Below are 25408 nucleotides of genomic sequence, written 5' to 3'. Positions count from 1 at the left end.
CCACGGAGCGGCGCGCCGCCGCGCGGGGGCCGCGGACGCCCGGAAGTGCTACAACTGGGGGCGTGACCCCTTCTCGCCACCCGTGCCGGGCACGTCGGTGCGGTCACCTCTAGGCAGCCGATCCCGAAGCGTCGCCAGACAGGTATTCGTCCTCCAGGTGGCGATCGTGGTGTTGCTCGCGGCCGGAGCGCTGCTGGCCCTCGTGCTGCAGTCGCGGCACGACTCCGACCGCGAGGCGCGCAACCGCTCGGTGGCCGTGGCCCAGACCTTCGCCCACTCCCTGGGCCTCCAGGAGGCGCTGAAGTCACCCCACCCGACGACCGCCCTGCAGCCCCTGGCCGAGCGGACCCGCAAGGACGCCGGCGTCGACTTCATCGTCGTGATGGACACCCACGGCATCCGCTACACGCACCCGAAGCCCGACCGCATCGGGAAACGGTTCGTCGGAAACATCGGGCCCTCCCTCGCCGGCCACACCTACACCGAGGGCGTGAACGGCCCCCTCGGCAAGGAGATCCAGGCCGTGGTGCCCGTCACCGCACCCGACGGCAAAGTCGTCGGGCTGGTCTCGGCGGGCCTGACCGTGAAGAACGTGACCGGGGTCGTCAACCGCCAGCTCCCCGTCATCCTGCTCTCCATCGCCACCGCCCTCGCCCTGGCCACCGCCGGCACCGCCCTGATCAGCAGACGGCTGAACCGCCAGACCCGGGGTCTGGGGCCGCTGGAGATGACCCGCATGTACGAACACCACGACGCGGTGCTCCACGCCGTCCGCGAAGGGGTGCTGATCATCGACGGGAACGGACGGCTGCTCCTCGCCAACGACGAGGCCAAACGGCTGCTCGGCCTCCCCGAGGACGCCGAGGGCCGGCCCATCGGCGACGTACCGGGCCTGGACCGCCCGATGGCCGAGCTGCTGCTGTCCGGCCGGGTGGCCACCGACGAGGTGGTCGAGACCGGCGACCGGCTCCTGGTCGTCAACCAGCGGCGCACCCACCCCCGGGGCCGCGCCGACGGTGGCACCGCCGTCACCATCCGCGACTCCACCGAGATGCAGGTCCTCACCAGCCGCGCCGAGACCGCCCGCCGCCGCCTGAAGCTGCTCTACGACGCGGGCGGCGACATCGGAACCACCCTCGACGTCGTCCGCACCGCCGAGGAGCTCGCCGACGTCGCCGTCCCCCGGTTCGCCGACTTCGCCACCGTCGACCTGGCCGAACCGGTCCTCGACGGCGACGAGCCCGGGCCCGGCGCCGACATGCGGCGCACCGCCGTCAGCGGCATCCGCTCCGACCACCCCCTCTACCCCCGGGGCCTGCTGATCGACTTCCTGCCGTCCACGCCCCAGGCACGCGGCTACGGCACCGGCGAGGCGGAGCTGGTGCCCGACCTCTCCGCCGAGCCGGGCTGGCTCGCCCAGGACCCCGAGCGCACCCGCGCCATCCTCGACTACGGGATCCACTCGCTGATCGCGGCCCCCCTCATTGCCCGTGGCGTGGTCCTCGGCGTGGTCAACTTCTGGCGGTCGCAGGTGCCCGAGCCCTTCGACGAGGACGACCTGTCCCTCGCCGTCGAGCTGGTCGCCCGGGCCGCCGTCAGCATGGACAACGCCCGCCGCTACACCCGCGAGCACGCCCTCGCCGTGACCCTCCAGCGCAGCCTGCTGCCCCGCGCCCTGCCCGAGCAGAGCGCCGTGGACGTGGCGCACTTCTACCTGCCCGCGCAGTCGGGGGTGGGCGGCGACTGGTTCGACGTGATCCCGCTGCCGGGCTGCCGGGTCGCCCTGGTCGTCGGGGACGTCGTCGGACACGGCCTGCACGCCGCCGCGACCATGGGACGGCTGCGCACGGCCGTCCACAACTTCTCCTCGCTCGACCTCGCCCCCGACGAGCTCCTCGCCCGCCTGGACGACCTGGTCCAGCGCATCGACCACGACGACGACGGCGACGGCGCGAGCGGCTCCGTCCTGGGCGCGACCTGCCTGTACGCCGTCTACGACCCGGTCTCCCGCGGCTGCGCCATCGCCCGCGCCGGGCACCTGCCGCCCCTGCTGGCCGCCCCCGACGGCACCACCGAGATCGTCGACCTGCCGGCCGGACCCCCGCTCGGCCTGGGCGGCATGCCCTTCGAGACGGCGGAACTGGTGCTGGCGGAGGGCAGCCGGCTCGTCCTGTACACCGACGGGCTGATCGAGGAGCGCGGCCGCGACATCGGCGAGGGGCTGGAGCTGCTGCGCACGGCGGTGAGCGGCTCCGACGGCGACCCGCGCGAGACCTGCCGCGAGGTGCTGGACCTGCTGCTGCCGGCCCGCCCGGCCGACGACGTGGCCCTGCTCGTCGCCCGCACCCGCACCCTGGCCGCGGACCGGGTCGTCCAGTGGGAGGTGCCCCGCGAGCCGAGGGCGGTCGGGGAGATCCGCGGCGCGGCGGCCCGCACCCTCGACGCGTGGGACCTGTCGGAGCTCGGCTTCGCCACGGAGCTGATCCTCAGCGAGCTGGTCACCAACGCGCTACGCCACGGCAGCGGCCCCGTACGGGTGAGGCTGCTGTACGACCAGACCCTGACCTGCGAGGTCTGGGACGGCAGCAGCACCGCCCCGCACCTGCGGTACGCCGCCACCACCGACGAGGGCGGCCGCGGACTGTTCCTGGTGGCGCAGCTCAGCGAGCACTGGGGCACCCGCTACACCCCCGAGGGCAAGGTCATCTGGGCGGAGCTGGCACTGCCGGGCGCCGAGGGGCAGGGGGAACCCGACCCCCTGGCCTTCTTCCTCGACACCGACCCCCTCTGAGGCCCCCGGCCGAGCGCGCGCAGACCCGTGCGCGCACCCCCGCGAGGGTTACCGCCGGTACCCCAGCCGGGTATCCGTTTCCGGTACCCCCCGATGATCATCCGTGGCCGCGCATGGGGGAGAATCCGTCCATGCCGGGCACGACCATCCCGGCGGCACCGCCGGTCACCCCCGGCCTGACGCACGACAGGAGCAAGCCCGTTGAACCAGGACAGGCGCGAACAAGTCCGGCCCTTCCTGCGTGCGGGGGAACACCTCGTCGCCGTGTGCGCGTACGAACTCGCACCGGGCGTGCCCACCCCGCCCGAGGAGCTGCTCCCCCCGGAGGACCACTCCGCGCTGCACCGCCGGATCGAGGCGAAGCTGCCCAAGCCGCTGGCCCAGCTGGTCCGCAACCGCGTCGACCCCCGGCGCTCGCGGCCCGCCGCCGCGGACCGGCCGGCGCACGCTGTGGACCAGCCCGGCGCCCGCCCGCAGTCCGGCACGAGCATGGAGGGCGGCTGGGAGAGCGCGGCCGGCCACTTCCTCATCAGCCGGGCCGGGGCGCGCGGTTCCGTCGACGGCGTCCTCGCCGTCACCGACCGGCGCTGGTTCGGGCTCACCGACGTCTCGCACCTGTGGCAGTCGACCCCGGTCATGAAGGAGTACTGGGAAGTACCCCGCTCGGCCGTCGCCGCCGTCCGCGCGAGGCCCACGGGCGCCCTCCAGAGGGGCCGCATGGACCTGGAGTTCGCCGACCTCTCGTGGGTCGCCCTGCTGGCCTCCGTCCCCGGGCAGGCCGTGCCCTTCGCGGAGGCCGCAGCCCACTACCGCTGAGGCCGGGGCCCGGCTCGCGGGCGCATGGGCCGCGCGGGGCGGGGAAGACGCCCGGCTACAGCCCCGCGAACCGGCGTGAGCCGGTCGCCGACGTGCAGGAGGCCGTGATGGACGGGAGCCGGCTCTCGCACCGGGAGAGAAGGGCCCTGACGGCGATCGAGCGGACCCTGGGCGCGGACCCCCGCTTCGAGCGCGCGATGGCGTTCGGGACCGGTCTCTTCCCCCAGGAACCCGAGCGGGACGGCCGGCCGGGGGAGGAGCGCCACGGAGCGCTGACCCGTACCGTCTGCGCGCTGACGGTGGTCGCCCTCACGCTGCTGCCCCTGGCCGCCGCCACCTCCGCGCCCGCCCTCATCGCCGCCTTCACCTTCGCGTACCTGGCCACCCTGGCCGGGCTGTTCGTCCTGGTCCGCCGCTGGTGCCGGCGCAGCGAACGCAGCGGCTGACCGCTCCCGCCCGGGCCGCCGCTACGGGCGGGCGTCGTCCGGCCATCCGTACCCGGTGCGCGGCGGGACGGGTACGGCGCCCAGCGCGGCCAGGTCGCGATCGGCGGCGCGCATCAGCCGGGAGGACAGGTCGCGCATCGCCCGGCTCGCGGCGAGTTCGCCACCGATGGCGGGCACGTCGACGTCCTGCGGATTGCACCGGGCCGTCCCGCTGCCGGTCAGCGTCGTCCTCCCGTTGTCGAGCACGGCCCGGGCCCTGGTGGTGCCGTCCTCCTCCACGAGGTAGAGGTCCACCCTCCACTCCTCGGCGTGTGTCATGGCCTGCCTCCTTCGCGGCCGATCCCCGTTCCCAGGATCCCCCCGGCCGGGCCGTGCGCAAAGCGGCGGCCGAGCAGGTCAGCCGGCCGTCCACCCGCCGTCCATCGGCAGCGAGGCACCGGTGACGTGCCCGGTGTGCGGCCCGCACAGCCACACGGCGACCGCCGCCACCTCCTCGGGTTCGATCAGCCGCTTGATCGCGGAGCCCCGCAGCAGCACCTCCTCGACGACCCGCTCGGCGGGGATGCCGTGCACCTCGGCCTGGGCGGCGATCTGACGCTCCACCAGCGGCGTGCGCACGTAGCCGGGGTTCACGCAGTTGCTGGTCACCCCGTGCGGGGCGCCCTCCAGGGCGGTGACCTTGCTGAGCCCCTCCAGCGCGTGCTTGGCGGCCACGTATCCGGACTTGAAGGCGCTGGCCCGCAGCCCGTGCACACTGGAGATGTTGACCACCCGCCCCCACCCCTGCCCGTACATGTGTGGCAGGACCCGGCGCAGCAGGAGGAACGGGGCGTGCACCATCACCCGCTGGAGCAGTTCGAACCGCTCCGGGGGGAACTCCTCCAGGGGTGCGACGTGTTGCAGCCCCGCGCTGTTGACCAGGATGTCCACCGAGGCCGGCAGGGAGGCGACGGCGTCCGGGTCCGCGAGGTCGGCCGGATGGGCCGTCCCGCCGATCCGCCCGGCCACGGCCCGCGCGGCCCGCGCGTCCACGTCCACGACGTGCACGAAGGCGCCCGCTTCGGCCAGGGCCACGGCGCAGGCGCGCCCGATGCCGCTGCCGCCACCGGTCACCAGGGCCACCCGGCCCGCCGGTCCGGGCAGGGCGGAGCCGGGTATGCCGGAGCCGGACGCGATGCTGGAAGATCCGTTCGTCATGGTCCGAACGTTAGGGACCCGCGCGGCCGCTGCCGATGTGCGCCACCCCCACACTCCGCCCGCCCCCCATGGCGTGGAACGCCACCGGCGGGGCGGTGCGGTTACAGGGTGCGCCAGCCGGGCAGGCCGCCCGACGGGGGCCGGCCCGCCATCACCTGGGCCAGGTGGTGCAGGATCTCCTCCGCTTCCCGGCGGACCTGCCCCGGGACGTCGCCGCGCTCGCGTACGAGCCGGTCGTAGATCGGCGCTTCACTGCTGGTGCTGCTCACTTAGGACGTCGCTCCCCTGAAGCCGGCACCGGCGGCCGGGCGGCACAAGTGTAGGTGGCGCGGTCCCGGCACCCGAACACAGGTCGGTAAGGGAGCCGGGGCCACGGCCCGGACAGGGGGGCAAAACGGAACTCAGGGGCAGACGGTGCCGTCGGCCGGCAGGGTGCCGCCGGTCAGGAAGGCGTCGACCGCTTCCGTCGCGCAGGTGTTGTTCCCGTAGACCCCGTGCCCCTCGCCCTTCACGGTCAGGTTCACGCCGACCCCGCGCCCGAGGGCGTCGGCCATCCGCTTCGCGCCCTCGACCGGGGTGGCCGGGTCGCCGGTGTTGCCGATGACGAGGATCGGGGCCGCGCCCGCGGCGGCCACCTGCGGGGTGTCGGCCGTACCGCGCACCGGCCACTCGGAGCAGGCGAGGAGGCCCTTGGCCATGAACGGCCCGAAGACCGGGGAGGCCGAGCGGAAGGCGGGTTCCTGGGCCCTCATCTCCTGCACGGTGTAGCGGTGGCTGGTGTCGGCGCAGCCGATCGCGGTGTGGGCGGCGTCGGTGTTGTTGTACCGGCCGTCCTGGCCGCGCCCGCTGTAGGCGTCCGCGATGGCCAGGAGGTTGTTGCCGGTGCCCAGCCGGCGCAGCTCGGCCAGCGACTGGACGAGGTAGTCCCAGGTCCGCTTGTCGTAGAGGGTGGCGGCGATCCCGGTGAGGGCGAGGTCGGAGGTGAGCTTGCGGCCGCCGCGGGTGGGCGCCGGTTCCTTGTCCAGCTTCCCCAGCAGCTCGCTGATCCGCTGGTTGCCCTCGGCGGCGCCGGCGCCGGTGGGGCACTGGGCGGCGTACTTCTCGCGGCAGTACTCCATGGCGTGCTCCAGCGCCTGCTGGAACCCCCTGGCCTGGCCGAGGCCCGCGTGGAGCTCGTCCGCGGAGGGGTCCACCACGGCGTCGAAGACGGTGCGTCCGACGTTCTTCGGGAACAGGTGGGCGTAGACCCCGCCCAGCTGGGTGCCGTAGGAGATGCCGAAGTAGTTCAGCTTCGGATCCCCGAGCACCTGCCGCAGCAGGTCCATGTCCCGCGCGGTGTCGGCCGTGCCGACATGGGGGAGGACCTTGTCCGCGTTGCGCCGGCATGCCTGCGTGTACGTGCGGACGGGGGCCAGGGGGTCGTCGCCGGAGGGGCCGGGCCCCTCGTCCAGCGCCTTGTCGTCCAGGCACACGACCGGGGCGGAGTCGCCGACGCCGCGCGGGTCGAAGCTGACCAGGTCGTAGACGGCGCCCAGCTTCCCGTACTCGTCCGCCGCGTGTGGGAGCGTCCTGACGCCCGAGGCGCCCGGGCCGCCGAAGTTGTACACCAGCGAGCCCAGGCGCTTGCCCGCGTCGGTGGCCTTCTTGCGGATCAGCGCCACGTCCAGGGTCTCGCCGCCGGGCTCGGCGTAGTCCAGGGGCGCCTTCATCGTGGCGCACTCCCACCCCTCGCCGGGGGCCTTGCCGCCGCCCTGGGCCGCGGACGGCGCGTGGCAGGGCGCCCAGGCCGGCTTCTGCCCGGTCAGGGCGGCCGGCAGCGCGGCGGACGGGGCGGCGGAGGGCGTGCCGGACGGGGCCGGGGACTTCATCGCCGCCGGAGCCCCGCCGCCACAGGCGGCCAGGGCGGGGACCGCCAACAGAGCGGCGACGGTCAGGGCGGCCGTGCGCGCGGGGCGGCGTATCGGAGGGTGCATGGGCGGAGCTCCTGGTGGCGCGGGCGTCCTCGGTACCGGGCGACGGACGTGTGGGGGTTCCGAGGGGTAAACGGACGGCAAACTATCCGACCGGTGCGCGGCCGGATCCCGCGGGGTGGGCTCCGGGGAGGAGGGCCGCCCCCTCGCCGCGCGGAATACCGCGATGACCGGACTGTTACGGTCGGGTCATGCCCGCACTGATCGCCCCCTCCCCGCGCCTGCACTCCTCCTGGCTCGACGCGCAGGCCGAATGGGACCCGGACGCCCCGATGGACGGCGCCGGACTGGGCTCCGCCGACGAGGTCGACACGCCGGAAGGCTTCGCCGACTGGACCGCGCGGCTGCACCGCCAGGCGGACCGCACGGCAGCCGTCGAACAGGGCCGCGTCCACGCCACCTACTGGTGGATCGCCGAGGGCGACACCTACCTGGGCGCCATCGACCTGCGGCACTACCTCAACGCCTTCCTCCTCGACGCGGGCGGCCACATCGGCTACAGCGTCCGCCCCTCGGCGCGCGGGCGCGGCCTGGCCGGCTGGGCGCTGGACCAGGTCCTGTACGAGGCCCGTCTGATGGGCATGGACCGGGTCCTGCTGACCTGCGACCCGGGCAACGAGCCCTCGCAGCGCACCATCGAGCGGGCGGGCGGGGTTCTGGAAGACGTACGCGAGACCCTGATCGGCCCCAAGCGGCGCTACTGGATCGGCCTCTGACACCGGCGCCCGCCCCACCCCGGCCTCGGACCCCGGCGTCCACAGCGGTCCTGGCCTGCGGCCTCGGTCCCCGGGGTCGGGCCTCGGCCACCGGCCTCGGCCGCCTCGGACCCCGGCGTCCACAGCGGTCCTGGCCGACGGCCTCGGACCCCGGGTTCGGGCCTCCGCCACCGGCCTCCGCCACCGGCTTCCGAAGCCCGTGCGACGCGCCCCGGTCCGCAGGTCACGGCCGTCACACGCGTCGCGCTCGTTACAGTGCGGGGGAGGCGGACGGGACCACGCCCCGTCCCTCCGACGTGGACCGACCGCGAGAGGGGTACGCATGGCCGACCCCGCCCACGACGCGCGGCGGCCGGCCCGCCTGCGGAAGGTTCCCCCCGCCGGGTGGACGGCGCTCGCCGCCTCGGCCGCGTTCGCCCTGCTCGCCCTGTGGGTGACGCTCGCACCGGCCGGGCCGCTGCCCTGGGACTCCGGCCCGCACGCCTGGGCCCTCGGGCACCGTCCGCCGGTCGCGCTGTCCGTGGCCCGGGCCGTCACCGACACCGGCACGGGCGCGGTGCCGTACGCCCTGGCCGTCCTCGCGGGACTGTACGCGGGCCGCACCGCCCGGCAGCGGCTCACGGCCGTCGCCGCCTTCGTGCTGTGCCTCGCCACCGGACAGGCCGTACGGCGCGTGGTGATGTACCTCCTGGCCCGGCCACGGCCGCCGGCCGCCGACTGGGCCGTCCACGCCACGGACTGGGCCTTCCCGTCCGGCCACGCCACCGCGGGGGCGCTGACCGCCGGGATCATGCTCGCGGCGTTGCGCCTGCGCGGCTCCGCGCGCCCGCCCCGGGCCGCCGTCGCCCTGGTCGTCCTCTGGGGCGCGGCCGTGGGCCTGAGCCGCGTCTACCTCGGGGTGCACTGGCCCTCGGACGTGGTGGGCGGCTGGCTGTTCGCCACGTCCTGGCTGGCCCTCGGCGCCCTCGCCTACGCCCTGGGGGCCGCCACCCGGGACTGATCCCCAGGCGACGGCCCCCGGGGGCGGAGGAGGTCAGCGGACGTCGCGCTCCGGCAGGTCCACGTCGGCCGGGGCGGACGCGAAGCCGCGGGCCTTGGCGGCGGCGGCCGGCTTCTTGCCGCAGAACGCCCCCTCCAGGGTGGCGCCCAGGGCCGTGTTGGCGGTGCCCCGGTTCGAGGTGTTCGCCATGGCCGTCATGCTGCGGGCGCCGTCACGCGTGGTGAACGCGTAGGTGTAGAAGCCCTGCACCGTGCCCGTGTGCCCGTACACCGAGGTGCCGCAGGACAGGTCGTAGCGGCGCAGGCCCAGCCCGTAGAACCGGGTCCCGGCCGCGTCGGTCGGGGTCATGGTCAGCATCTGGTCCAGCAGCTTCGGCGCCACCAGCTTGCCGCTCACCAGGGCTGACATGAAGGTGCTGAGGTCCGCCGGGCTGGAGATCATCGCACCGGCGGACTGTGCCCAGGACACCGTCTGCTCGGTGGAGTCGACCAGCGGGGCGCCGGCCTCGTCCGGGGTGAGGTAGCCGTGGGTGTGCAGGCCGGCGATCTGCGTACCGGGGTGCACGTACGAGGTGTCGCGCAGCTTCAGCGGCTTGATGATGCGCCGTTCGTACTCCTTGGCCACCGGGTGGCCGGTGGCCTTCTCGATGAGCATGCCGACGACCACGAAGTTGGTGTTCGAGTACTGGTAGGAAGCGCCGGGCTCGGCCGTCCGGGGCTCGGCCAGCGAGAGCTTCACCAGCTCCTGGTAGCTGAACACCCGGTTGCGGACGGCCTCGAAGCCGGGCACGGTCTTGTCGAACATGGCGTTCGTGTAGTCCGACAGCCCGCTGCGGTGGGTCAGCAGGTGGCGCACGGTGATCCGGTCGTCGGGCAGCAGCCCGGGCAGGTAGCGGTTGACCGGGGCGTCGAGCTCGATCTTCTTCTCGTTCACCAGCTGGAGCAGCACGACCGTCGAGAAGGTCTTGGTGACGCTGCCGATCCGGAAGCGGGCCCGGGTGTCCATGGCCGCGCCCGTGGCCTTGTCGCTGATGCCCTCCGTCGCGGTGAGGGCGCGGCCGCCCTCGGTGATCCGGGCCAGCGCGCCCGGGGCTCCGGCGGCGAGGGTGTTGCGCAGGGCCTGGTCGACGGCCTCCATGTCCGGCGCCGGCAGCGCCGGTCCGGCCGTGCGCAGGGCCCCGGCGGAGGGGGCGGTCGCGGCGTGGGCGGCGGTGGCGGGTGCCACACCGGCGACGACGGCCAGCAGGGCGGCGCTGACGGCCAGGCGTCGGTTCAGGGGACGGCGGTTCGCGGGCAGGGGCACGTTGCTCCTCGGCTGGGGGGTGCGGTTCCAGGGGCCCCGGTGGTCGGCCGGGGTGATCACGAAGCGTACCCAGGCGGCCGGGCGGGCCTGATGTCCCGTCAGCGGCGACGCGGCCGGAACTCGTCGTTTCTTCGTACGAGGCCGTACGAGGATCCCGGCGCGGCCTCCCGTACGGCCGGGGGAGCCCCGGCCGGGCACCCGGCCGGATCCCGCCGGACTCCGCCGCCGGGCGGCCTGCGGCGAGCCCGAATATGATGTGCCTGGGTCTTTCGCACAGCGGGAGCAGAGAGGCAGATGGACATACCCCGGAGTCGTCCGTGACCCCGCGCCGGCGGCCCCCTCGGCCGGACAGCGCCCATCTGCTGACCATGCTGGGGCGGCTCACCGCCCAGGCGCGGGAGGGCGCCCAGCTGAACCACGCCCGGGTGGAGCTGGCCGAAGCCCTCCAGCGCGAGATGCTGCCCGCCTCCCTGCCCGTCCTGCCCGGTCTGCGCACCGCCGCCCGCTACGCGCCCGCCCAGCACGGCCTCGACATCGGCGGCGACTGGTACGACGGCTTCCGGCTCCCCGAGGGGGGCCTCGCCTTCTCCATCGGCGACGTCCAGGGCCACGACGTGGCGGCCGCCGCCTTCATGGGACAGGTCCGGGTCTGCCTGCGCGCCGTGGCGGCCGTCGTCACCGACCCGGGGGAGGTGCTGGGCCGGGCCAACGACGTCCTGCTGTCGATGGACTGCGAACTCTTCGCCACCTGCAGCCTGCTGCGCTTCGACCCGCGCACCGGCGAGCTCCAGGGCGCCCGGGCCGGGCACGTCCCGGCCGTCTGGGCCACCGTCGACGGACGCCACGGCATCGCCGAGGACGCCGGCGGGCCCCCGCTCGGACTGACCCCCGGCGCCGCGTACGCGGTCACCCGGCGCCGGCTGACCGCGGCGGGGTCCATCGTTCTGCTGACCGACGGCGTGGTGGAAGGGCCGTCGTTCCCGATCGAGGCGGGGCTGGAGCGGGTGTCCCGGATCGTCCGGGAGCGGGCGGGCGGCGACCCGGGCGAGCTGGCCGCCGAGGTGATGAAGGTGGCCGACTCCACCGGCCACGCCGACGACGCGGCGGTCCTCGTCCTCAGCCACGACGCCCCCGCCGGCGCGAGCCACCCGCACGAGCCGGACGGCCGGGGCGGACCGGCCCCCGGGATGGCCTGACGCGTGTCACACCGGGCCGGGACGCCCGTGCTGTTGTCTGATGCTGTGGTGCGCCCCCTGCAACGGCGCCGTACGTGGCGGTGGCGCCGTGCGTGCGGAACGCTCCTGCTGGTCCTCGCCGTCGCTGCCGCCTACTACGCGACCGGCCGGCTGGGCCTGCTGCGGCAGGTGGTGGTGGCGGGCGCGGTCGTCACCCCGCTGTGGCCGCCGACGGGCATCGCCGTGGCGGCCCTGCTCTGGTTCGGACTGCGGGTCTGGCCGGGATTCGCCCTCGGGACCTACCTGGCCATCGAGACGATCTCCGCGTTCCACCTCGCCGACCTGGGCATCGTCGCGGGCAACGTGCTGGCCCCGGTGTGCGCCCTGCTGCTCCTGCGCCGGGTGGGCTTCCGGCCCGAGCTGGACCGGCTGCGCGACGGGCTGGCCCTGGTCTTCCTGGGCGGTCTGGTGCCGATGCTGCTCAGCGCGACCGCCGGGGCCTGGACCCTGGTGCTGACCGGCAACCTGCCGATGAGCAGCTTCTGGCCGACCTGGGCGGCCTGGTGGACGGGGGACGCCATGGGGGTGCTGCTGGTGACCCCGCTGCTGCTGGCCCTGCGCGGGGCCCGGCTGCCGCGCGACCCCTACCGGGTGGCCGAGGCGGTGGCCCTGATGGCCGCGACCGCCGTGGCCACCGTCATCGTCACGCACAGCAGCCTGTCCCTGCTGTTCATGGTGTTCCCGCTGCTCATCTGGGCCGCCGTGCGGTTCCAGCTGGCCGGAGCGGCGCCGTGCGCCCTGCTCGTGTCCGTCCTGTCCATCGGCGCGGCCACCGACCACGCCGGGCCGTTCACCGGCCGCAGCCTCCTGGAGCTCATGGTCAACCTCCAGGCCCTCAACGGGGCGGCGGCGCTGACCGGTCTGCTGCTGGCGGCCCTCGTCACCGAGCAGAACAACGTCCGGCTCAAGATCCAGGAGGCGTGCGAGGAACTCGCCGAGGTCGTCGCCCACCTCTCCCCGGCCGATCACGGGGACGACGGTCCGGCCTCCCGGCCGTAGGGAACCGCACAAGTCCTTGACTCCGCAAGCTTCTGGGATATGCTTGAGGAGTCAAGGAGGTAGCAATGAGTGATGTGCTGGATGTGTCCCTGCGCTTGGTGAAGGCCCAGACCGCCCTGGTGCGGCGGTTCGACTCGCGACTGGGGGCCCTGTTCGGGGTGAGCCTGGCCGACTTCCTGGTGCTGCTGCACCTGGGGCGGGCCGAGGGCGGCCGAATGCGGCGGGTGGACCTCGCCGGAGCGCTCGGGCTGACGGCCTCGGGCGTGACCCGCGGGCTGGCGCCCCTGGAGCGGATCGGCCTGGTGGTGCGCGAGGCCGACGCCCGTGACGCCCGCGTGGCGTACGCGGCGCTCACCGACACCGGGCGCGAGCGGCTGGCCGACGCCCTCAAGGCCGCCGAGCAGGTGGCCGCCGATGTCTTCGGGGGTCCGGAGTGGGCCGCCGGCGACATCGGGGAACTGAGCGGCCTCCTCACCCGCCTGGGCGGCACCGGCCTCCCCGAGGACCACGGCACGGACCCCGCCGCAGGCGCATGACCCGCGCCCCGGGGCCGCCCGCCCGGGCGGCCCCGGGGCGCCGTCCGCGGCAGGACTGCCGCGCGGAACGACACCTTCAGGAAAACGGCGCCTTAAGCATCGGGGGAGTTGGGGTCGCACCCGGTGCCACCTCGGTGAACAGGCGTGGAACACCCGCCAGTTGGCGTTGACGCCCCCCGCTCTACGCGCGTTGTGTGGGGCGCATGAGGATTTCCCCCCGCTTCGCGGCCCTGGCCGCCGCGGCCGCCGTCGCCGCCACCCTGTTCACCGGCCCGGCCGCCACGGCCGCCCCCGCCTCCGCCCCCGCGTCCGTCGCCGCCTCGGTCGGCAGCGTCTGCTACTCGGCCCTGCCCGCCGAGGCGTACGACACCCTCGAACTCATCGACCAGGGCGGCCCCTTCCCGTACTCCCAGGACGGCGTCGTCTTCCAGAACCGCGAGGGCGTCCTGCCGGCGCAGAGCAGCGGCTACTACCACGAGTACACGGTGATCACCCCCGGCGTGTACACGCGCGGCGCCCGACGGATCGTCACGGGACGGCAGTACCAGGAGGATTACTACACCGCCGACCACTACGCCACCTTCCGGCGTATCAACTTCGGCTGCTGACAAGGCGTCAGAGCCCTCAGGGCCCTCTCCCGCTGCTTCCCGGGCAGCGGGAGAGGGCCCGCTCCGTCTCCCCGTTCACCCCATGACTACTGTGGGGGATACACGCATTCGGCGTGTGTCACTGTGCAGGGCAACACGTGCATTCAGGGGGATTGCGATGTCGCTTGGAACTGGGATGGTCGACCTGCTGGAACTGAGTCCGGACTTCGTCCGCGACCCGTATCCGGTCTACGCGCAGCTGCGCGACCGAGGCCCCGTCCATCACGTCCGTACGCCGGACGGCGAGGACCGGTGGCTGATCGTCGGATACGAGGCGTGCCGCACCGCCTTCAACGACCCGCGGCTGAGCCGTGACTGGATGGGCTCCGGCGACATCAGCCAGATCATCAACGTGGAGCAGGACAATCCGGCGCTGGCCCACATGCTGATGGCCGACCCGCCGCACCACACCCGGCTGCGCCGCCTGGTGGCCCGGGCGTTCACCCCGCGCCGCATCGAGGCGCTGGCGCCCCGCATCCAGGAGATCACCGACGAACTGCTCGACGCGATGGAGGCGAACGAGGAGCGCCGGGGCGACCTCCTCGACGCGCTGGCCTTCCCGCTGCCGATGACCGTCATCTGTGAGCTGCTCGGCGTGCCCGGCCTGGACCGCGACGCCTTCCGCGGCTGGTCCAACGAGGCGGTCGCCCGCACCAGCCCGGAGGCCGAGGCCGCCGCGTACGAGGGGATGATCGGGTACCTGACCGGGCTCATCGAAGCCAAGCGCGCCGAGCCCGGTGACGACCTGCTCAGCGCGATGATCCACGCCGTGGACGAGGGCGGCGACCGGCTTTCGCCGTCCGAACTGATCGGTATGTGCGTCCTGCTGCTGATCGCCGGCCACGAGACCACCGTCAACATGATCGGCAACGGGATGCGCGCGCTGTTCGCCCACCCCGACCAGCTCGCCGACCTGCGTGCGGACTTCGGTCTGCTCGACGGTGCGATCGAGGAGATGCTCCGCTACGACGGCCCGGTCGAGACCTGCACCGAGCGCCTCGTCCTGGAGGACGTGGAGATGGGCGGAGTGGTGATCCCGAAGGGCTCCACCGTCCTGATCACCATGGCCGACGCGGACCGCGACCCGGCCCGTTTCGAGGACCCGCACCGCTTCGACATCCGCCGCGACGCCCGCGGGCACATCGCCTTCGGGCACGGGCTGCACTACTGCCTCGGCGCCCCGCTGGCCCGCCTGGAGGGCCGGGTCGCCCTGCGTTCGCTGCTGGAGCGCTTCCCGGAGCTCACCGTGGACGCCGACGAGGCGAAGCTGCCCTGGGTCCCCGGCATGCTGATCCGCGGAGTGAAGCGGCTGCCCGTCCGCTGGTGACCCGCCCCCCGGGGCCCCTCCACCGGGGCCCCGGGGCCGGTGTCAGTCGGCGGCCTCCGCCAGGTGTTCCTCCGCCGCCAGGACCGCCTGGTGCGTGCTGGGGCGGCCCATCAGGACGCACAGGGTGTAGGCGACGTCGTCCATCGCGCGCAGGGTCGCCGGATCCGTCGGGGCGGCGGCCAGGCGGGCCTGGCAGCCCCGCAGCCGGGACAGGACCTCCTCGGTGCGCAGCCGGCTCGGCAGGATCCCCACCGTCTGCACGGCGCCGCGACGGGGCGGGGTGCGGGCCGCCTCCAGGGCGCGGCGCAGGGCCCGTTCGATCCCGACGGGCATCGGCATCCCGAGGGTGCCGGCGACCATCGCCGCCGCCACTTCCACCGCCGTGACACGGGCCAGCTCGGCCGCCGCCAGCAGGATCTGCTTCGCCTCGCGCACCGAGCAGGGGGCTGTCGCCATCAGCAGGCCCACCGCCCACGTGTGGGTCGGACCCTCCCCGGGAGGCCCTCCCCGTGCGGGAGCGACCTCGGCCGAGAGGGCCGGGGACGGCGGGTCAGCAGCAGACGCCACGAGAGGATCCCTTCAGCCCGAGGCCGCGCAGCGCGACGACGACAAGCAGATCAGGCCGGCCCGCCCCCGCGGGACGTCCGCTCCCACGCTGACACACCCGGGGGCGATCCGCATCGCGGATCCGGCCCCCGGGCGGGGGCCTCAGAACTCCGAGTTGGCGAACCAGAGGTCCAGCAGCTCGGCGTCCCCCTCGGCCGAGACCGCGGCGGCCGAACGGTCCAGACGGCCGTAGAGCAGCAGCAGGAGGTCGGCGGCCGGGGCGGTCACCACGGCGTCGGCCGCGGTCCCGGCGTCCGGGACGAGCCCGAAGCCGTCCGGGCGCAGCTGGACGAGCCACGAGCCGTCCGCGTCGGTGCACGCGAAGCGGATGAGCCGGCCGGGTCCGCGCAGGTGGGCCACCTTGGGGGCGAAGAGGCCGGCGAAGGGCAGGTTGACGAGGAACTCGTCGACGCCGTCCCGCGCCAGCGCGCGGTCCACGGCCGAGGGCAGCCCCAGCGCCCGCTCCGCGTCGACCCGGTGGACCAGGGTCTCGAACAGCATCCGGCGCACCCAGAAACGGGCGTGGCCGTCGGCGCCCCACACCCACATGGGTGCGTCCAGATCGGTGCCGGCGAACACCTCGGCCGCCTCGGCGGCGCCCGCGCTCAGCCAGTCGGCGTACCCGTCCGCCCGTTCCGGCAGCCGCAGGTCCACGTCACGGCTGGTCGGCGGCGCCTGGATGCGCTGCCGCAGCAGCACCGAGAACCAGCGGTGCACGCTCCCGGTGTGCCGGACGAGATCGGTGAGGTTCCAGCCGGGGCAGGTGGGCACGGGGGCCGTCATGTCGGCGCCCCGGACCAGGTCCGCGAACCGGGCGGCCTCCGCCGCCACGGCCGCCCGGTGGTCGGGCTGCTCGGCTGTGTTCATGGGGGACGCTCCTCAGGGCCTGACGAATAGATGCCCCGGGCACTCTTTCACAGCCCGCCCACGTGATCCGCACCGGCTCCCGCGTCTCCCTCACGCTCCCAGAGACGGGCCAGGTGCGCGTGCAGCAGCTCCTGCGCCGCCTGCGGGGTGAGGTGCCCGACGAGCACGTGCGTGGTGAGGCCGTCGGCGAGGGCGAGCAGCGTACGGGCCTCCTGGCGCGGGTCCAGCGGCACGGGCCGCGGGCGGGCGTCGGCGGCCTCCGCCAGGAGCCGGGCGAACATCGCCTCCAGGGCGGCGTAGTTCTCCCTGAGCGTCTCGGCGAGCGGCGCGCTGACCACCGCCTGCGCGACGAACGCCAGCCAGACCCGGGCCTCCGCCCGGTGCTCCCCGCGCAGCAGGGCCACCTCCGTGGCCGCGTGCCCCAGCGCGGACGCCGCCGACTGCGCCGGACTGCGCACGAGCCGCTCCCGTACCCGTTCACCGATCCGCCCGCCGATCTGGCCCAGGGTGAACAGGAGCATCTCCTCCTTGGTGCCGAAACACCGCTGGACCGCCCCCATGGACACCCCGGCCCGCCCGGCGACGTCGCGCAGGGTCACGCCCTCCAGCCCGCTCTCGTCCGCGAGCCGGCACACCGCCTCGGCGATCAGCCGGCGCCGCCCCTCATGGTCCACCTGCCTGGGCACGTCCCTCGCCTCCCTCTCCACCGCGCTGCCTCCGCAGCTTATTCGATGCGGTCGCATCGGTACGCGTATAGGGTTGCGATGCACGTGCATCACAACGAGGACAGGAGAGTGCGAACCATGCCCGAGGCCCTCTGGCGCAGGACGGCCGCCGCGCAGGCCCAGGCCGTGCGCGACGGCGAGGTGTCCGCCGCCGAACTGGTCGAGAGCCACCTGGACCGCATCGCCCAGGTCAATCCCCAGGTGAACGCCGTCACCCAGCTGATGGCCGAACGGGCCCGCGCGGACGCCGAACTGACCGACCGCAGGCGCGCCGCCGGGGAGCGGCTCGGGCCCCTCGCCGGCGTCCCCTTCACGGTGAAGGAGACCACCCCCGTCCAAGGGGTGCCCACCACCTTCGGCGTCCCGCGCTTCCGCGACCTGACCGCCCGCGCCGACGCACCCCCCGTGGCCCGGCTGCGTGCCGCCGGGGCCATCCCCATCGGCCACGCCAACATCCCCACCCTGGTCCTCGCCGGGATGCACACCCGCAGCGAGCTCTTCGGCGACACCGTCAACCCGTGGGACCCCACCCGCACCCCCGGCGGCAGCAGCGGCGGCGACGCGGTGGCCGTCGCCACAGGCATGGCCGCCCTCGGCCTCGGCAACGACTCCGGCGGCTCCATCCGCGTCCCCGCCCAGTTCTGCGGGGTCGCCGGGCTGAAACCCACCCCCGGCCGCTTCCCCGCCGACCACCGCGTGCTCGGCCCCGACGACCCCGGCCCGGCCTCCCAGGCGCTCGTCACCGACGGCCCGTTCGCCCGCAGCGTGGCCGACCTCCGCCTGGCCTACGAGGCGCTGGCCGGCACCGACCCCCGCGACCCGAGAGCCGTACCCGTACCCGCGTACGGGCCCGCGCTCCCCGGCCCCGTGAAGGTCGCCGTGGTGGCCGACCCCGGCGGGCGGGGGGTCCACCCGGCGGTACGCGCCGCCGTCCGGGACGCGGCGGCCGCGCTCGCCGACGCCGGATACGAGGTGTGCGAGGCAGACGACGTCCCCCGGCTGGAGGAGACCCTCGACGCCTACGACCGCATCACCCTCGCCGAGTTCGCCCCGGCGTGGCCGGCGGTCCGCACCCTCCTGGGCGAGGGCGGAGACCGCTACATCCAGTTCGCCATGGACCGCACGCCGCCCGCCACCGCCGCCGAACTCATGGGGCTCATGGGCACCTGGCTGAACCTGCGCCGCTCCTGGGCCGGGTTTCTCGACGCCCACCCGCTGGTCATCGGCCCCTCCTTCACCGAGCCGCCGGTCGAACCGGGGCTGGAGTCCCGGGACCGGGCAGGACGGGACCGCGTCGCCTCCGCCCTGCGCCTGTGCACCGCGACCAGCTTCATCGGCGTCCCCGCCGTCGCCGTCCCCACCGGGCTGCGCGACGGGCTCCCCGCCGGGGTGCAGATCATCGGACGGGCCTTCCGCGAGGACCTGTGCCTGGCCGCCGCGCAGGCGGTCGAGGACCGCCTCGGGGTGCTCACCCCCGTCGATCCCCGGACCGCCGGTTAGCCCGGATCTTCTGGCGCGGGCCCGGGGCGCATACGATCGTCCGCGTACACCGGCGTACGACCCGTGGGAGGGGCCCGAGGTGTCCGACGTATCCGACGAGGCCGAGGTGAAGGCCGAACTCGACGCGCTGATGGGCGTGTTCCTCGGCGCGTTCACCAACACCGGCGGGGCGGCCCCCGATGTCGACGCCGTGCGGAGGGTGTTCATCCCCGAAGGGATGATCATCAAGAACGTCGGCGGCGACCCCGTCGTCCACGACCTGGACGCCTTCATCGAACCCCGCCGCAGGATCCTCACCGACGGCACGCTGACGGAGTTCTCGGAGTGGGAGGTGGCCGAACGCACCGAGGTGTTCGGCTCGATCGCCCACCGCTTCAGCACCTACCGCAAGTCCGGCCGCCTCGACGGAGCCTGGTTCGAGGGCGAAGGCCGCAAGACCACCCAGTTCGTGCGCACCCCGTCCGGCTGGCGGATGAGCTCCATGGCCTGGGACGACCTCTAGACACACCGGCATGTGACGATGGCCCCGGCACATCCGCACCACATGGGGGGACCATGCGCACCTGTACCGCCACCGCCGGCCTCGCCGCCGCCCTCGCAGCGCTGCTCGCCCTCAGCGGGTGCACCGCCTCCGACGGCGGCCCGCACGCGTCCGCGAGCCCGCCGGCGGCCGCGCCCGCGCCGGTGCAGGGCGGCGGCGCCGGGTACGAGGGCCCCCAGCCGCAGGACCAGAACCTCCTGGCCTGGACCGGAGACCCCAACGACGCGGGGCACGTCACCGCCCAGTCGGCCGCGGGCGTCGGCGGACGGATCACCCTGGTACGGATCGGCCTGCGCCGGCAGATCACCTGGTCCGCCATCTGGCTCGGCCTGGCCGGCGTCGACCCCAACGCCCAGCTCTCCCACTGCTACCTCGGTGTCTACGACGCCACCGGCAAGCTGGTCGGGTCCACCGCCGACATCTCGCCCCAGCTGATGACCGACGCGGTGGCCAAGCCGCTGCCCCTGACCACACCCTTCACCGCGGCCCCCGGCAGCTACTTCATCGCCCTGCTGCTGAACGGCAACTGGGCCACCAACGCCCTCACCCTGAAGGCCACCGGCGCCGGCATCTCGGTGAACGCCGGCCTGGCGCCCCCGGCGCTGCGCTACAGCACCGTCCTGACGGGCCAGACCTCGCTGCCGCCCGCCCTCGACCTCGCCGAGCAGTCCACCAGCACCATCAACACCGGCTGGGGGAGCCAGTGGTACGGGATCTCCTGACCGGTCTGCCCGGCCTCAGGGCTTGGTCAGCGAGAACGGCGTGACGGTCACCTTGTTGTCGCACTCCGCGAACTGCCCGTCGTCCATGGCGATCTGGTGCGAGCCCGCGCCCGGGACGCGGATGACGAGCGTCGGGAAGGTCACGGGCGTGGATCCGGAGACGCAGTAGCCGTCCGCCTCGCCCTGGACGTTGACGAAGGTCAGCTTGGTCCAGGCGCGGGCACCCGGGGTCAGGGTCACCGGGGCGGCCGTACCGCTGTTGGTGGTCGTCAGCGGGATGTTCTTGCCGGGCGAGCCGTTGCCCGCCCCGGCGACCTGCGGGAAGCCGAGCAGGGTGCAGGCCGAGTGGCTGGTCACCGAGACGAGCACCGCGCCGGTCCCGGTGCCGGGCGGGCGGTTGTCGGCCTGATGGGCGGGGGAGACCTGCACGTCCTTGATCCCGCAGGGCTTCGGCTTGCCGCCCCCACCCGTCGGCGAGGACGTCGGCGAGGAGGCCGACGAGGACGCCGGCACCGGCGACGGCTTCGCGGCGCCGGAGGGCGTCGCCGAAGCCGGTCCCGAACCCGCCGGCGAGGCCGGCGGGCCGGACGCGTCCGCCTCCCCGGCCGGGCCGCAACCCGTCATCAGGGCGGTGGCCGCCGCGGCCGCCACCAGTGCCGTGGCCGTACGCCGAAGACCCGCTGAGTACCGCATGGCTGCTCCCGTGGTTCACGGCCGGCCCCGCGCCGGCCCTCGCCCCCACGGACACGCCCCGCGCTACGCCCGGGTTGCCCGGGCGGGACGCTGTGGCAGTTCCGTGACACGGCAGGACACACCTAACCGCGCACGGGCCCGGCCGTCGCCCCGACTGGCGACGATTTCCGGCCATCCCTTCCAGCCATGCGGCACATGTGACCCATCCGGAGATGTTGTAGGGGAAAGGCGGCAAGGAGCCAGGGAAACAGCCTGATCACCACCTTGCAGGGCAGAACAACACCTCTGTTCCGCCCGGCTGTTAACCCGGAATTCATCTGAGTCCACAAGCCGAGACGAACTGTGCGGTAATCCAACCGGAGCGGCGCTTTGCGGATAGGTTCTGAACGTCGCCGCCGCACCCGGGACACGGGGTCCGATCGGGGAATCGCGGCGACAGGGACGTGACCACTCCCATGACCACAGCAACCCGGACCAGCGCTTTCCGCGTTGACCCGTACACCCCGCACTGCCAGGTCATCGCAGGTGAGGGCGACCACGCCGTCATCGGCATCTCGCCAGGCAACTCCTACTTCTCCGCCCAGCGCGTGCACGCACTCGCCGAATGGGCCCTCGACAACTTCCGGCAGGCCGATCTGATCTATACCGATCTGCACGTGGCCGAAATGTATGTGGCCATGGGCTATCCGGAGGACGAGGCCCGTCGTAAAACGGTCAAGAACCTACGCGGTGTACGCGCCAAGGTGACGAATGCGGTGGCCGATATCGACCCGTCGGGCACCCGTCTGCGCGGCAGACCGATGTCCTCCCTCCAGGGCATCCCCGCGTACGACCGCATGCACGCCGACCTGCTCCAGCGGCTCGGCACGGACCCGGCGTTCGCCGAGACGGCGAACGAACTCGTGGACATCTTCCTCTCCTCCAAGGTGCTCGGCGGCCAGCAGCCCACCGCGCACCAGCGGAAGGTCTGCCTCGACTACGTGTGCGCCGAGGCACCCCTGTTCCTCGACACCCCCGCGATCCTCGGCGTCCCCTCGTCGCTGAACTGCTACCACCAGGCACTGCCGATGGCGGACCTGCTCTACTCGCGCGGCGCCGGACTGCGGGCCTCCCGCAACCAGGGCCACGCCGTCGTCACCCCCGCCACCGAAGGAGACCAGCTGTGACCACCCACGCGGAGCCGATCCTCGACTTCCCCTTCACGTGGGACGGCACCCACCTGCCCGCCCAGATCGGCGAACTCGCCCCGGTGGTGAAGGTACGCACCATCGCCGGAGCCGAAGCCTGGCTCGTCTCCTCGTACGACCTCGTCAAGCAGGTCCTGGAGGACGACCGCTTCAGCCTCAAGAACACCTCCGACCCGGGGGTGCCCCGCCAGTACGCGCTGACGATCCCGCCCGAGGTCGTCAACAACATGGGCAACATCACCGGCGCCGGCCTGCGCAAGGCCGTCATGAAGGCGATCAACCCCAAGGCCCCCGGCCTCCAGGAGTGGATGGAGGAGTACGCCGCCGAGCTGGTCGGGCGGATGGTCCGGCACGGCGCTCCCGTCGACATCCGGTCCATGTTCACCGACCCGTTCTCGGAGGCGATGCACTGCCAGATCCTCGGCATACCGCACGAGGCGGCTCCGCTGCTCGCCGAGTCGCTCCCGATCGCCTTCATGAACAGCCCCCGCGAGATCCCCGCGGCGCGGCTGAACTGGGACCGCGACATCGCCTACATGACCGCCCGCCTCGACGACACCGAGGGCGGGCTCATCGGTGACCTGGCGAAGCTGCGCGGCACCGAGGGATACGAGCACGTCAGCGACGAGATGTTCGCGACGGTCGGCGTCACCCTGTTCGGCGCCGGGGTCATCTCCACCGCCGGCTTCCTCGCCATGGCCCTGGTCACCCTGCTCACCCACCCGGAGGAGTCCGACCACCTGGCCGCCCACCCGGAGCTGATGCCCCAGGCGGTGGACGAGCTGCTGCGGATCAACCTGTCCATCGGCGACGGCCTGCCCCGCCTGGCCATGGAGGACATGACCCTCGGCGAGGTCGAGGTGAAGAAGGGGGAGCTGGTCCTGGTCCTGCCCGAGGGCGCCAACTTCGACCCCTCCGTCTTCCCGGACCCGCACCGGCTGGACTTCACCCGGGCCAACTCCTCCGCCCACTTCTCCTTCGGCGGCGGCTCCCACTACTGCCCGGCCACGGCCCTCGGCAAGAAGCACGCCGAGATCGGTCTGCGCGCCGTCCTCGCGGCGATGCCCCGGCTGCGGCTGGCCGTTCCCGTCGAACAGCTCGTGTGGCGCACCGGGTTCATGAAGCGGCTCCCCGAGCGGCTGCCGGTGATGTGGTGAGCCCGGACCGCTCCCGCTGACGGCATGACGAGGCCCCCCGCCCCGGACGCGGGGCGGGGGGCCTCGGCCGTTCAGCTGCCGGCGGAGAGGTTGCCGGAGAGGACCGGGATGTTGTCCAGGATGTGCGACAGGGACTCGTCACCCTTGGCCTGGGTGGAGTTCTCGGTGCACTGCTGGTTCTGCGGGTTGGACAGGACGTTGACGTCCTGGACGCCGATGTTGGCGATGATGGCGACCAGCGACTGGGCGTTGACCTTCGCGGGCAGGCCGATGCAGGGCTTGTTCAGCGTGCCCTGGACGAGGCTGAGCTGGGGGCTCAGGGCGCCGGCGGTCTCCTGGTTGCCGTAGATCTGCTGGGCGCCGTTGCCGTTGACGGTGTTGATCCCGTTGTCGTTGCCGACCGCCATCGCCGGGGCGGCAGCGGCAGCGCCCGCGCCGATCACGGCGGCGGTGGCTGCGGCGGTGACCATCATCTTCTTCAGCATGATCGAAAGGTTCCTTGTCTGGCGGAGGGCCGCCCCGGACGGGAAGGCCGCACTGGTAACGGCGACCGGCCCCGAAGGGTGGCGCCAGGTCACCCGAACGACGCGCCGCCGGTACGGCACCGGCCCCGCGGGCGTGTCCGGATGTGACGGGGAAGCGTCATTGCGGCCCTGCGGCGGCCGCGGTGAGGATGGACCCATGTCCACCGCACACCGTGTCGTCATCGCGGTCTTCCCCGACGTCGACCTCCTCGACGTCACCGGCCCCGCAGAGGTCTTCGCGCTGGCCAACCGCGAGACCGCGGGCCGGGCCGGGTACGAGGTCCGCCTCGCCGGGCCGGCCGCCGGACCGGTGCGCACCTCGGCGGGCGTACGGCTGCTGACCGACGTGGCCTTCGCCGGCGTCGGCGCGGAGGTGGACACCCTCCTCGTGCCCGGCGCGGTCGACATGGCCGAGTCGGGCCCCGTCGCCCGGATCGACGAGGAGGTCGTCGCCTGGGTGCGGGAGACCGCCCCGCACGCCCGGCGCGTCGCCTCCGTGTGTGTGGGCGCCCATGTGCTGGCCGCCGCCGGACTGCTGGACGGGAGGACGGCCACCACCCACTGGTCGACCGCCGCCCAGCTGGCCGCCGACCACCCGGGCGTCACGGTCGACCCCGACCCGATCTTCGTACGGGCCGACCGGGGCCGGCTGTGGACCGGAGCCGGGATCAGCGCCTGCCTGGACCTCGCGCTGGCCCTCGTCGCCGAGGACCTCGGCGAGCAGACCGCGCTCGCCGTGGCCCGGCAGCTGGTGATGTACCTCAAACGGCAGGGCGGCCAGAGCCAGTTCTCCGTCCCGCTCAGCCGGCCGGCCGCCGGGCGCCGGGAGATCGACGAACTGCGGCTGTGGATCGCCGACCACCCCGACGCCGACCTGTCCGCGCCGGCCCTGGCCGCGCGGATGTGCCTGAGCGAACGGCACTTCGCCCGCGTCTTCAAACAGGAGACGGGCACCAGCCCCGCCGCCTACGTCGAAGCGGTCCGCGTCGAACTGGCCCGGCGCCTGCTGGAGACCGGCGACAGCCCGCTCGACCAGGTGGCGGCCGGCTCCGGACTCGGCTCGGCGGAAACCCTGCACCGGGCGTTCCGGCGACAGCTCGCCACCACCCCGGCGGCCTACCGCCGCCGGTTCCGCACCCACACGGCCTGACGGCCGCCACCCGTTCCCCCCATCCGCCGGCGGACCGCCGGGCGGGCGCCGCGCCCTGCCCGCTTCCGCCGGCCCGCATCCCCCTGAGAGGCATCCCATGAGCACCACGACCCCCGGCACCGCCACCGCGTCCCCGACCCTGCGCGCGCTGAGCGGACTGGACGAGCGGCCGCCCCGGCTGGCCGACTCCGTCCTGGTCCTGATCGACTTCCAGAACACCTACCGCACCGGCGTGATGGCCCTGGAAGGCGCCGACGAGGCCGTCGCGGCCGGCGCCCGGCTGCTGGAGCGGGCCCGCGCCGCCGGCGCCCCCGTGGTCCACGTCGTCCACGACGGCGGCGACGGCAGCCCGTACGACCTCCGCGAGCACCTCGGCGCCCTCAGCGACGAGGTCGCCCCGGCCGACGGCGAGCCCGTCGTGGTCAAGCGGTACCCCAACGCCTTCCACGCCACCGAACTGGAGAAGGCCCTCACCGGCCTCGGCTTCGCCGCCGGCAGCGGCAAGGACCTGGTCCTGGCCGGGTTCATGACCCACATGTGCGTCACCTTCACCGCCCAGGAGGCGTTCAACCGCGGCTACCGGCCCACCGTCGTCGCCGAAGCCACCGCCACCCGCGCCCTGACCGCCCCCGATGGTGCCGTCCTGCCCGCCGCGGCCCTCCAGAGCGCCGCCCTGACCACGATCAGCGACATGTTCGGGCTCGTCGTCCCCACCGCGGACTCCCTGCGCCCCTGAACGGGCGGCTAGGCTGCC

27 protein-coding genes are annotated in these 25408 nt (G+C 73.9%); 17 read left to right on the top strand and 10 right to left on the bottom strand.

The annotated features are described in order from the left end of the window. Window positions 1–97: 97 nt before the first annotated feature. The 3 genes from ABZ716_RS14725 (at window position 98) to ABZ716_RS14715 (ending at window position 4053) form a co-directional block, all read left to right on the top strand. Window positions 98–2791 (top strand): SpoIIE family protein phosphatase, encoded by a 2694-nt coding sequence (locus ABZ716_RS14725; RefSeq protein ID WP_358959095.1) that lies wholly within the window; start codon window positions 98–100, stop codon window positions 2789–2791. A gap of 201 nt (window positions 2792–2992) precedes the next feature. Further along, window positions 2993–3607 carry a hypothetical protein gene (locus tag ABZ716_RS14720; protein WP_358810732.1) on the top strand — a complete coding sequence of 205 codons (615 nt, stop codon included), beginning with the start codon at window positions 2993–2995 and terminating at the stop codon, window positions 3605–3607. Between the two features lie 107 nt (window positions 3608–3714). Further along, entirely contained in the window at window positions 3715–4053 is a 339-nt protein-coding gene (locus tag ABZ716_RS14715; RefSeq protein ID WP_358810733.1) for a DUF3040 domain-containing protein, read from the top strand. Between the two features lie 21 nt (window positions 4054–4074). On the opposite strand, the gene ABZ716_RS14710 is transcribed toward ABZ716_RS14715, so the two are convergent. From ABZ716_RS14710 to ABZ716_RS14695, 4 genes are all read right to left on the bottom strand, one after another. After that, the gene (locus ABZ716_RS14710) at window positions 4075–4371 is read right to left on the bottom strand and encodes a DUF1876 domain-containing protein (protein WP_358810734.1); all 297 of its coding nucleotides are present in this window, start codon (window positions 4369–4371) and stop codon (window positions 4075–4077) included. 78 nt (window positions 4372–4449) lie between these two features. Then, window positions 4450–5250 carry a 3-hydroxybutyrate dehydrogenase gene (locus ABZ716_RS14705; protein WP_358959093.1) on the bottom strand — a complete coding sequence of 267 codons (801 nt, stop codon included), beginning with the start codon at window positions 5248–5250 and terminating at the stop codon, window positions 4450–4452. 101 nt (window positions 5251–5351) lie between these two features. Next, window positions 5352–5519, bottom strand: coding sequence for a hypothetical protein (locus tag ABZ716_RS14700; protein WP_351890495.1), 168 nt, complete (start codon window positions 5517–5519; stop codon window positions 5352–5354). A gap of 132 nt (window positions 5520–5651) precedes the next feature. Next, window positions 5652–7223 carry an alpha/beta hydrolase gene (locus ABZ716_RS14695; protein WP_358959091.1) on the bottom strand — a complete coding sequence of 524 codons (1572 nt, stop codon included), beginning with the start codon at window positions 7221–7223 and terminating at the stop codon, window positions 5652–5654. A 188-nt stretch (window positions 7224–7411) separates the two neighbouring features. Between ABZ716_RS14695 and ABZ716_RS14690 the strand changes: the two genes are divergently transcribed. Together ABZ716_RS14690 and ABZ716_RS14685 are read left to right on the top strand one after the other, a co-directional pair. After that, complete coding sequence (locus ABZ716_RS14690; RefSeq protein ID WP_358810737.1) at window positions 7412–7936, top strand: GNAT family N-acetyltransferase; 525 nt, start codon at window positions 7412–7414, stop codon at window positions 7934–7936. A 322-nt stretch (window positions 7937–8258) separates the two neighbouring features. After that, entirely contained in the window at window positions 8259–8936 is a 678-nt protein-coding gene (locus tag ABZ716_RS14685; RefSeq protein WP_358959089.1) for a phosphatase PAP2 family protein, read from the top strand. Window positions 8937–8969: 33 nt separating this feature from the next. Here the strand turns inward: ABZ716_RS14685 and ABZ716_RS14680 are convergent, their stop codons facing one another. Further along, on the bottom strand, window positions 8970–10238 hold the full coding sequence (locus ABZ716_RS14680) for a serine hydrolase domain-containing protein (protein ID WP_358810739.1): 1269 nt from the start codon (window positions 10236–10238) through the stop codon (window positions 8970–8972). A gap of 368 nt (window positions 10239–10606) precedes the next feature. On the opposite strand from ABZ716_RS14680, the gene ABZ716_RS14675 reads away from it, so the two are divergent. The 5 genes from ABZ716_RS14675 to ABZ716_RS14655 all read left to right on the top strand — a co-directional run bounded on the left by ABZ716_RS14675 (window position 10607) and on the right by ABZ716_RS14655 (window position 14982). Then, window positions 10607–11434, top strand: a complete 828-nt coding sequence (locus tag ABZ716_RS14675) for a PP2C family protein-serine/threonine phosphatase (RefSeq protein ID WP_358959158.1) — start codon at window positions 10607–10609, stop codon at window positions 11432–11434. Between the two features lie 48 nt (window positions 11435–11482). Then, entirely contained in the window at window positions 11483–12472 is a 990-nt protein-coding gene (locus ABZ716_RS14670; RefSeq protein WP_358959086.1) for an MASE1 domain-containing protein, read from the top strand. 65 nt (window positions 12473–12537) lie between these two features. Next, a complete protein-coding gene (locus tag ABZ716_RS14665; RefSeq protein ID WP_358959084.1) occupies window positions 12538–13008 on the top strand; it encodes a MarR family winged helix-turn-helix transcriptional regulator in 471 nt (156 codons plus the stop codon). Between the two features lie 203 nt (window positions 13009–13211). Further along, a complete protein-coding gene (locus ABZ716_RS14660) occupies window positions 13212–13616 on the top strand; it encodes a ribonuclease domain-containing protein (protein WP_358959082.1) in 405 nt (134 codons plus the stop codon). Window positions 13617–13773: 157 nt separating this feature from the next. After that, entirely contained in the window at window positions 13774–14982 is a 1209-nt protein-coding gene (locus ABZ716_RS14655) for a cytochrome P450 (protein WP_358810743.1), read from the top strand. A 42-nt stretch (window positions 14983–15024) separates the two neighbouring features. Here the strand turns inward: ABZ716_RS14655 and ABZ716_RS14650 are convergent, their stop codons facing one another. The 3 genes from ABZ716_RS14650 to ABZ716_RS14640 form a co-directional block, all read right to left on the bottom strand. Then, a complete protein-coding gene (locus tag ABZ716_RS14650) occupies window positions 15025–15438 on the bottom strand; it encodes a DUF5133 domain-containing protein (RefSeq protein WP_351890517.1) in 414 nt (137 codons plus the stop codon). A 252-nt stretch (window positions 15439–15690) separates the two neighbouring features. After that, window positions 15691–16455 (bottom strand): maleylpyruvate isomerase family mycothiol-dependent enzyme, encoded by a 765-nt coding sequence (locus ABZ716_RS14645; protein ID WP_358959080.1) that lies wholly within the window; start codon window positions 16453–16455, stop codon window positions 15691–15693. A gap of 47 nt (window positions 16456–16502) precedes the next feature. After that, a complete protein-coding gene (locus tag ABZ716_RS14640; RefSeq protein ID WP_358959077.1) occupies window positions 16503–17141 on the bottom strand; it encodes a TetR/AcrR family transcriptional regulator in 639 nt (212 codons plus the stop codon). 117 nt (window positions 17142–17258) lie between these two features. Here ABZ716_RS14640 and ABZ716_RS14635 point away from each other — a divergent pair, with 117 nt between their 5' ends. The 3 genes from ABZ716_RS14635 to ABZ716_RS14625 all read left to right on the top strand — a co-directional run bounded on the left by ABZ716_RS14635 (window position 17259) and on the right by ABZ716_RS14625 (window position 19943). Continuing rightward, on the top strand, window positions 17259–18680 hold the full coding sequence (locus tag ABZ716_RS14635) for an amidase (RefSeq protein WP_358959074.1): 1422 nt from the start codon (window positions 17259–17261) through the stop codon (window positions 18678–18680). A 79-nt stretch (window positions 18681–18759) separates the two neighbouring features. After that, window positions 18760–19182 carry a nuclear transport factor 2 family protein gene (locus tag ABZ716_RS14630; protein ID WP_351890639.1) on the top strand — a complete coding sequence of 141 codons (423 nt, stop codon included), beginning with the start codon at window positions 18760–18762 and terminating at the stop codon, window positions 19180–19182. Window positions 19183–19235: 53 nt separating this feature from the next. Beyond that, window positions 19236–19943, top strand: a complete 708-nt coding sequence (locus ABZ716_RS14625; protein WP_358959071.1) for a hypothetical protein — start codon at window positions 19236–19238, stop codon at window positions 19941–19943. A gap of 15 nt (window positions 19944–19958) precedes the next feature. Here ABZ716_RS14625 and ABZ716_RS14620 read toward each other — a convergent pair whose 3' ends face one another. Next, window positions 19959–20636: a DUF4232 domain-containing protein gene (locus tag ABZ716_RS14620; RefSeq protein ID WP_358959069.1), complete on the bottom strand. Its 678-nt coding sequence runs from the start codon at window positions 20634–20636 to the stop codon at window positions 19959–19961. A 455-nt stretch (window positions 20637–21091) separates the two neighbouring features. Between ABZ716_RS14620 and ABZ716_RS14615 the strand changes: the two genes are divergently transcribed. Continuing rightward, the gene (locus ABZ716_RS14615) at window positions 21092–21802 is read left to right on the top strand and encodes a tRNA-dependent cyclodipeptide synthase (RefSeq protein ID WP_351890647.1); all 711 of its coding nucleotides are present in this window, start codon (window positions 21092–21094) and stop codon (window positions 21800–21802) included. Continuing rightward, entirely contained in the window at window positions 21799–22980 is a 1182-nt protein-coding gene (locus ABZ716_RS14610) for a cytochrome P450 (RefSeq protein ID WP_358810750.1), read from the top strand. The genes ABZ716_RS14615 and ABZ716_RS14610 overlap by 4 nt, the downstream gene beginning before the upstream one ends. A gap of 71 nt (window positions 22981–23051) precedes the next feature. On the opposite strand, the gene ABZ716_RS14605 is transcribed toward ABZ716_RS14610, so the two are convergent. Further along, window positions 23052–23465 carry a rodlin gene (locus ABZ716_RS14605; RefSeq protein WP_351890652.1) on the bottom strand — a complete coding sequence of 138 codons (414 nt, stop codon included), beginning with the start codon at window positions 23463–23465 and terminating at the stop codon, window positions 23052–23054. Window positions 23466–23661: 196 nt separating this feature from the next. Here ABZ716_RS14605 and ABZ716_RS14600 point away from each other — a divergent pair, with 196 nt between their 5' ends. Both ABZ716_RS14600 and ABZ716_RS14595 read left to right on the top strand, forming a co-directional pair. Beyond that, window positions 23662–24654, top strand: coding sequence for a GlxA family transcriptional regulator (locus ABZ716_RS14600; RefSeq protein WP_358810751.1), 993 nt, complete (start codon window positions 23662–23664; stop codon window positions 24652–24654). A 97-nt stretch (window positions 24655–24751) separates the two neighbouring features. Further along, entirely contained in the window at window positions 24752–25390 is a 639-nt protein-coding gene (locus tag ABZ716_RS14595; protein WP_358959066.1) for a cysteine hydrolase family protein, read from the top strand. The last annotated feature ends 18 nt before the right edge of the window (window positions 25391–25408 follow it).

The organism is Streptomyces sp. NPDC006687 (assembly GCF_040636215.1).
Lineage (GTDB): Bacteria > Actinomycetota > Actinomycetes > Streptomycetales > Streptomycetaceae > Streptomyces.
Note: the sequence above shows the minus strand (reverse complement) of the source record. Positions and strands in the feature narration are given on the sequence as shown.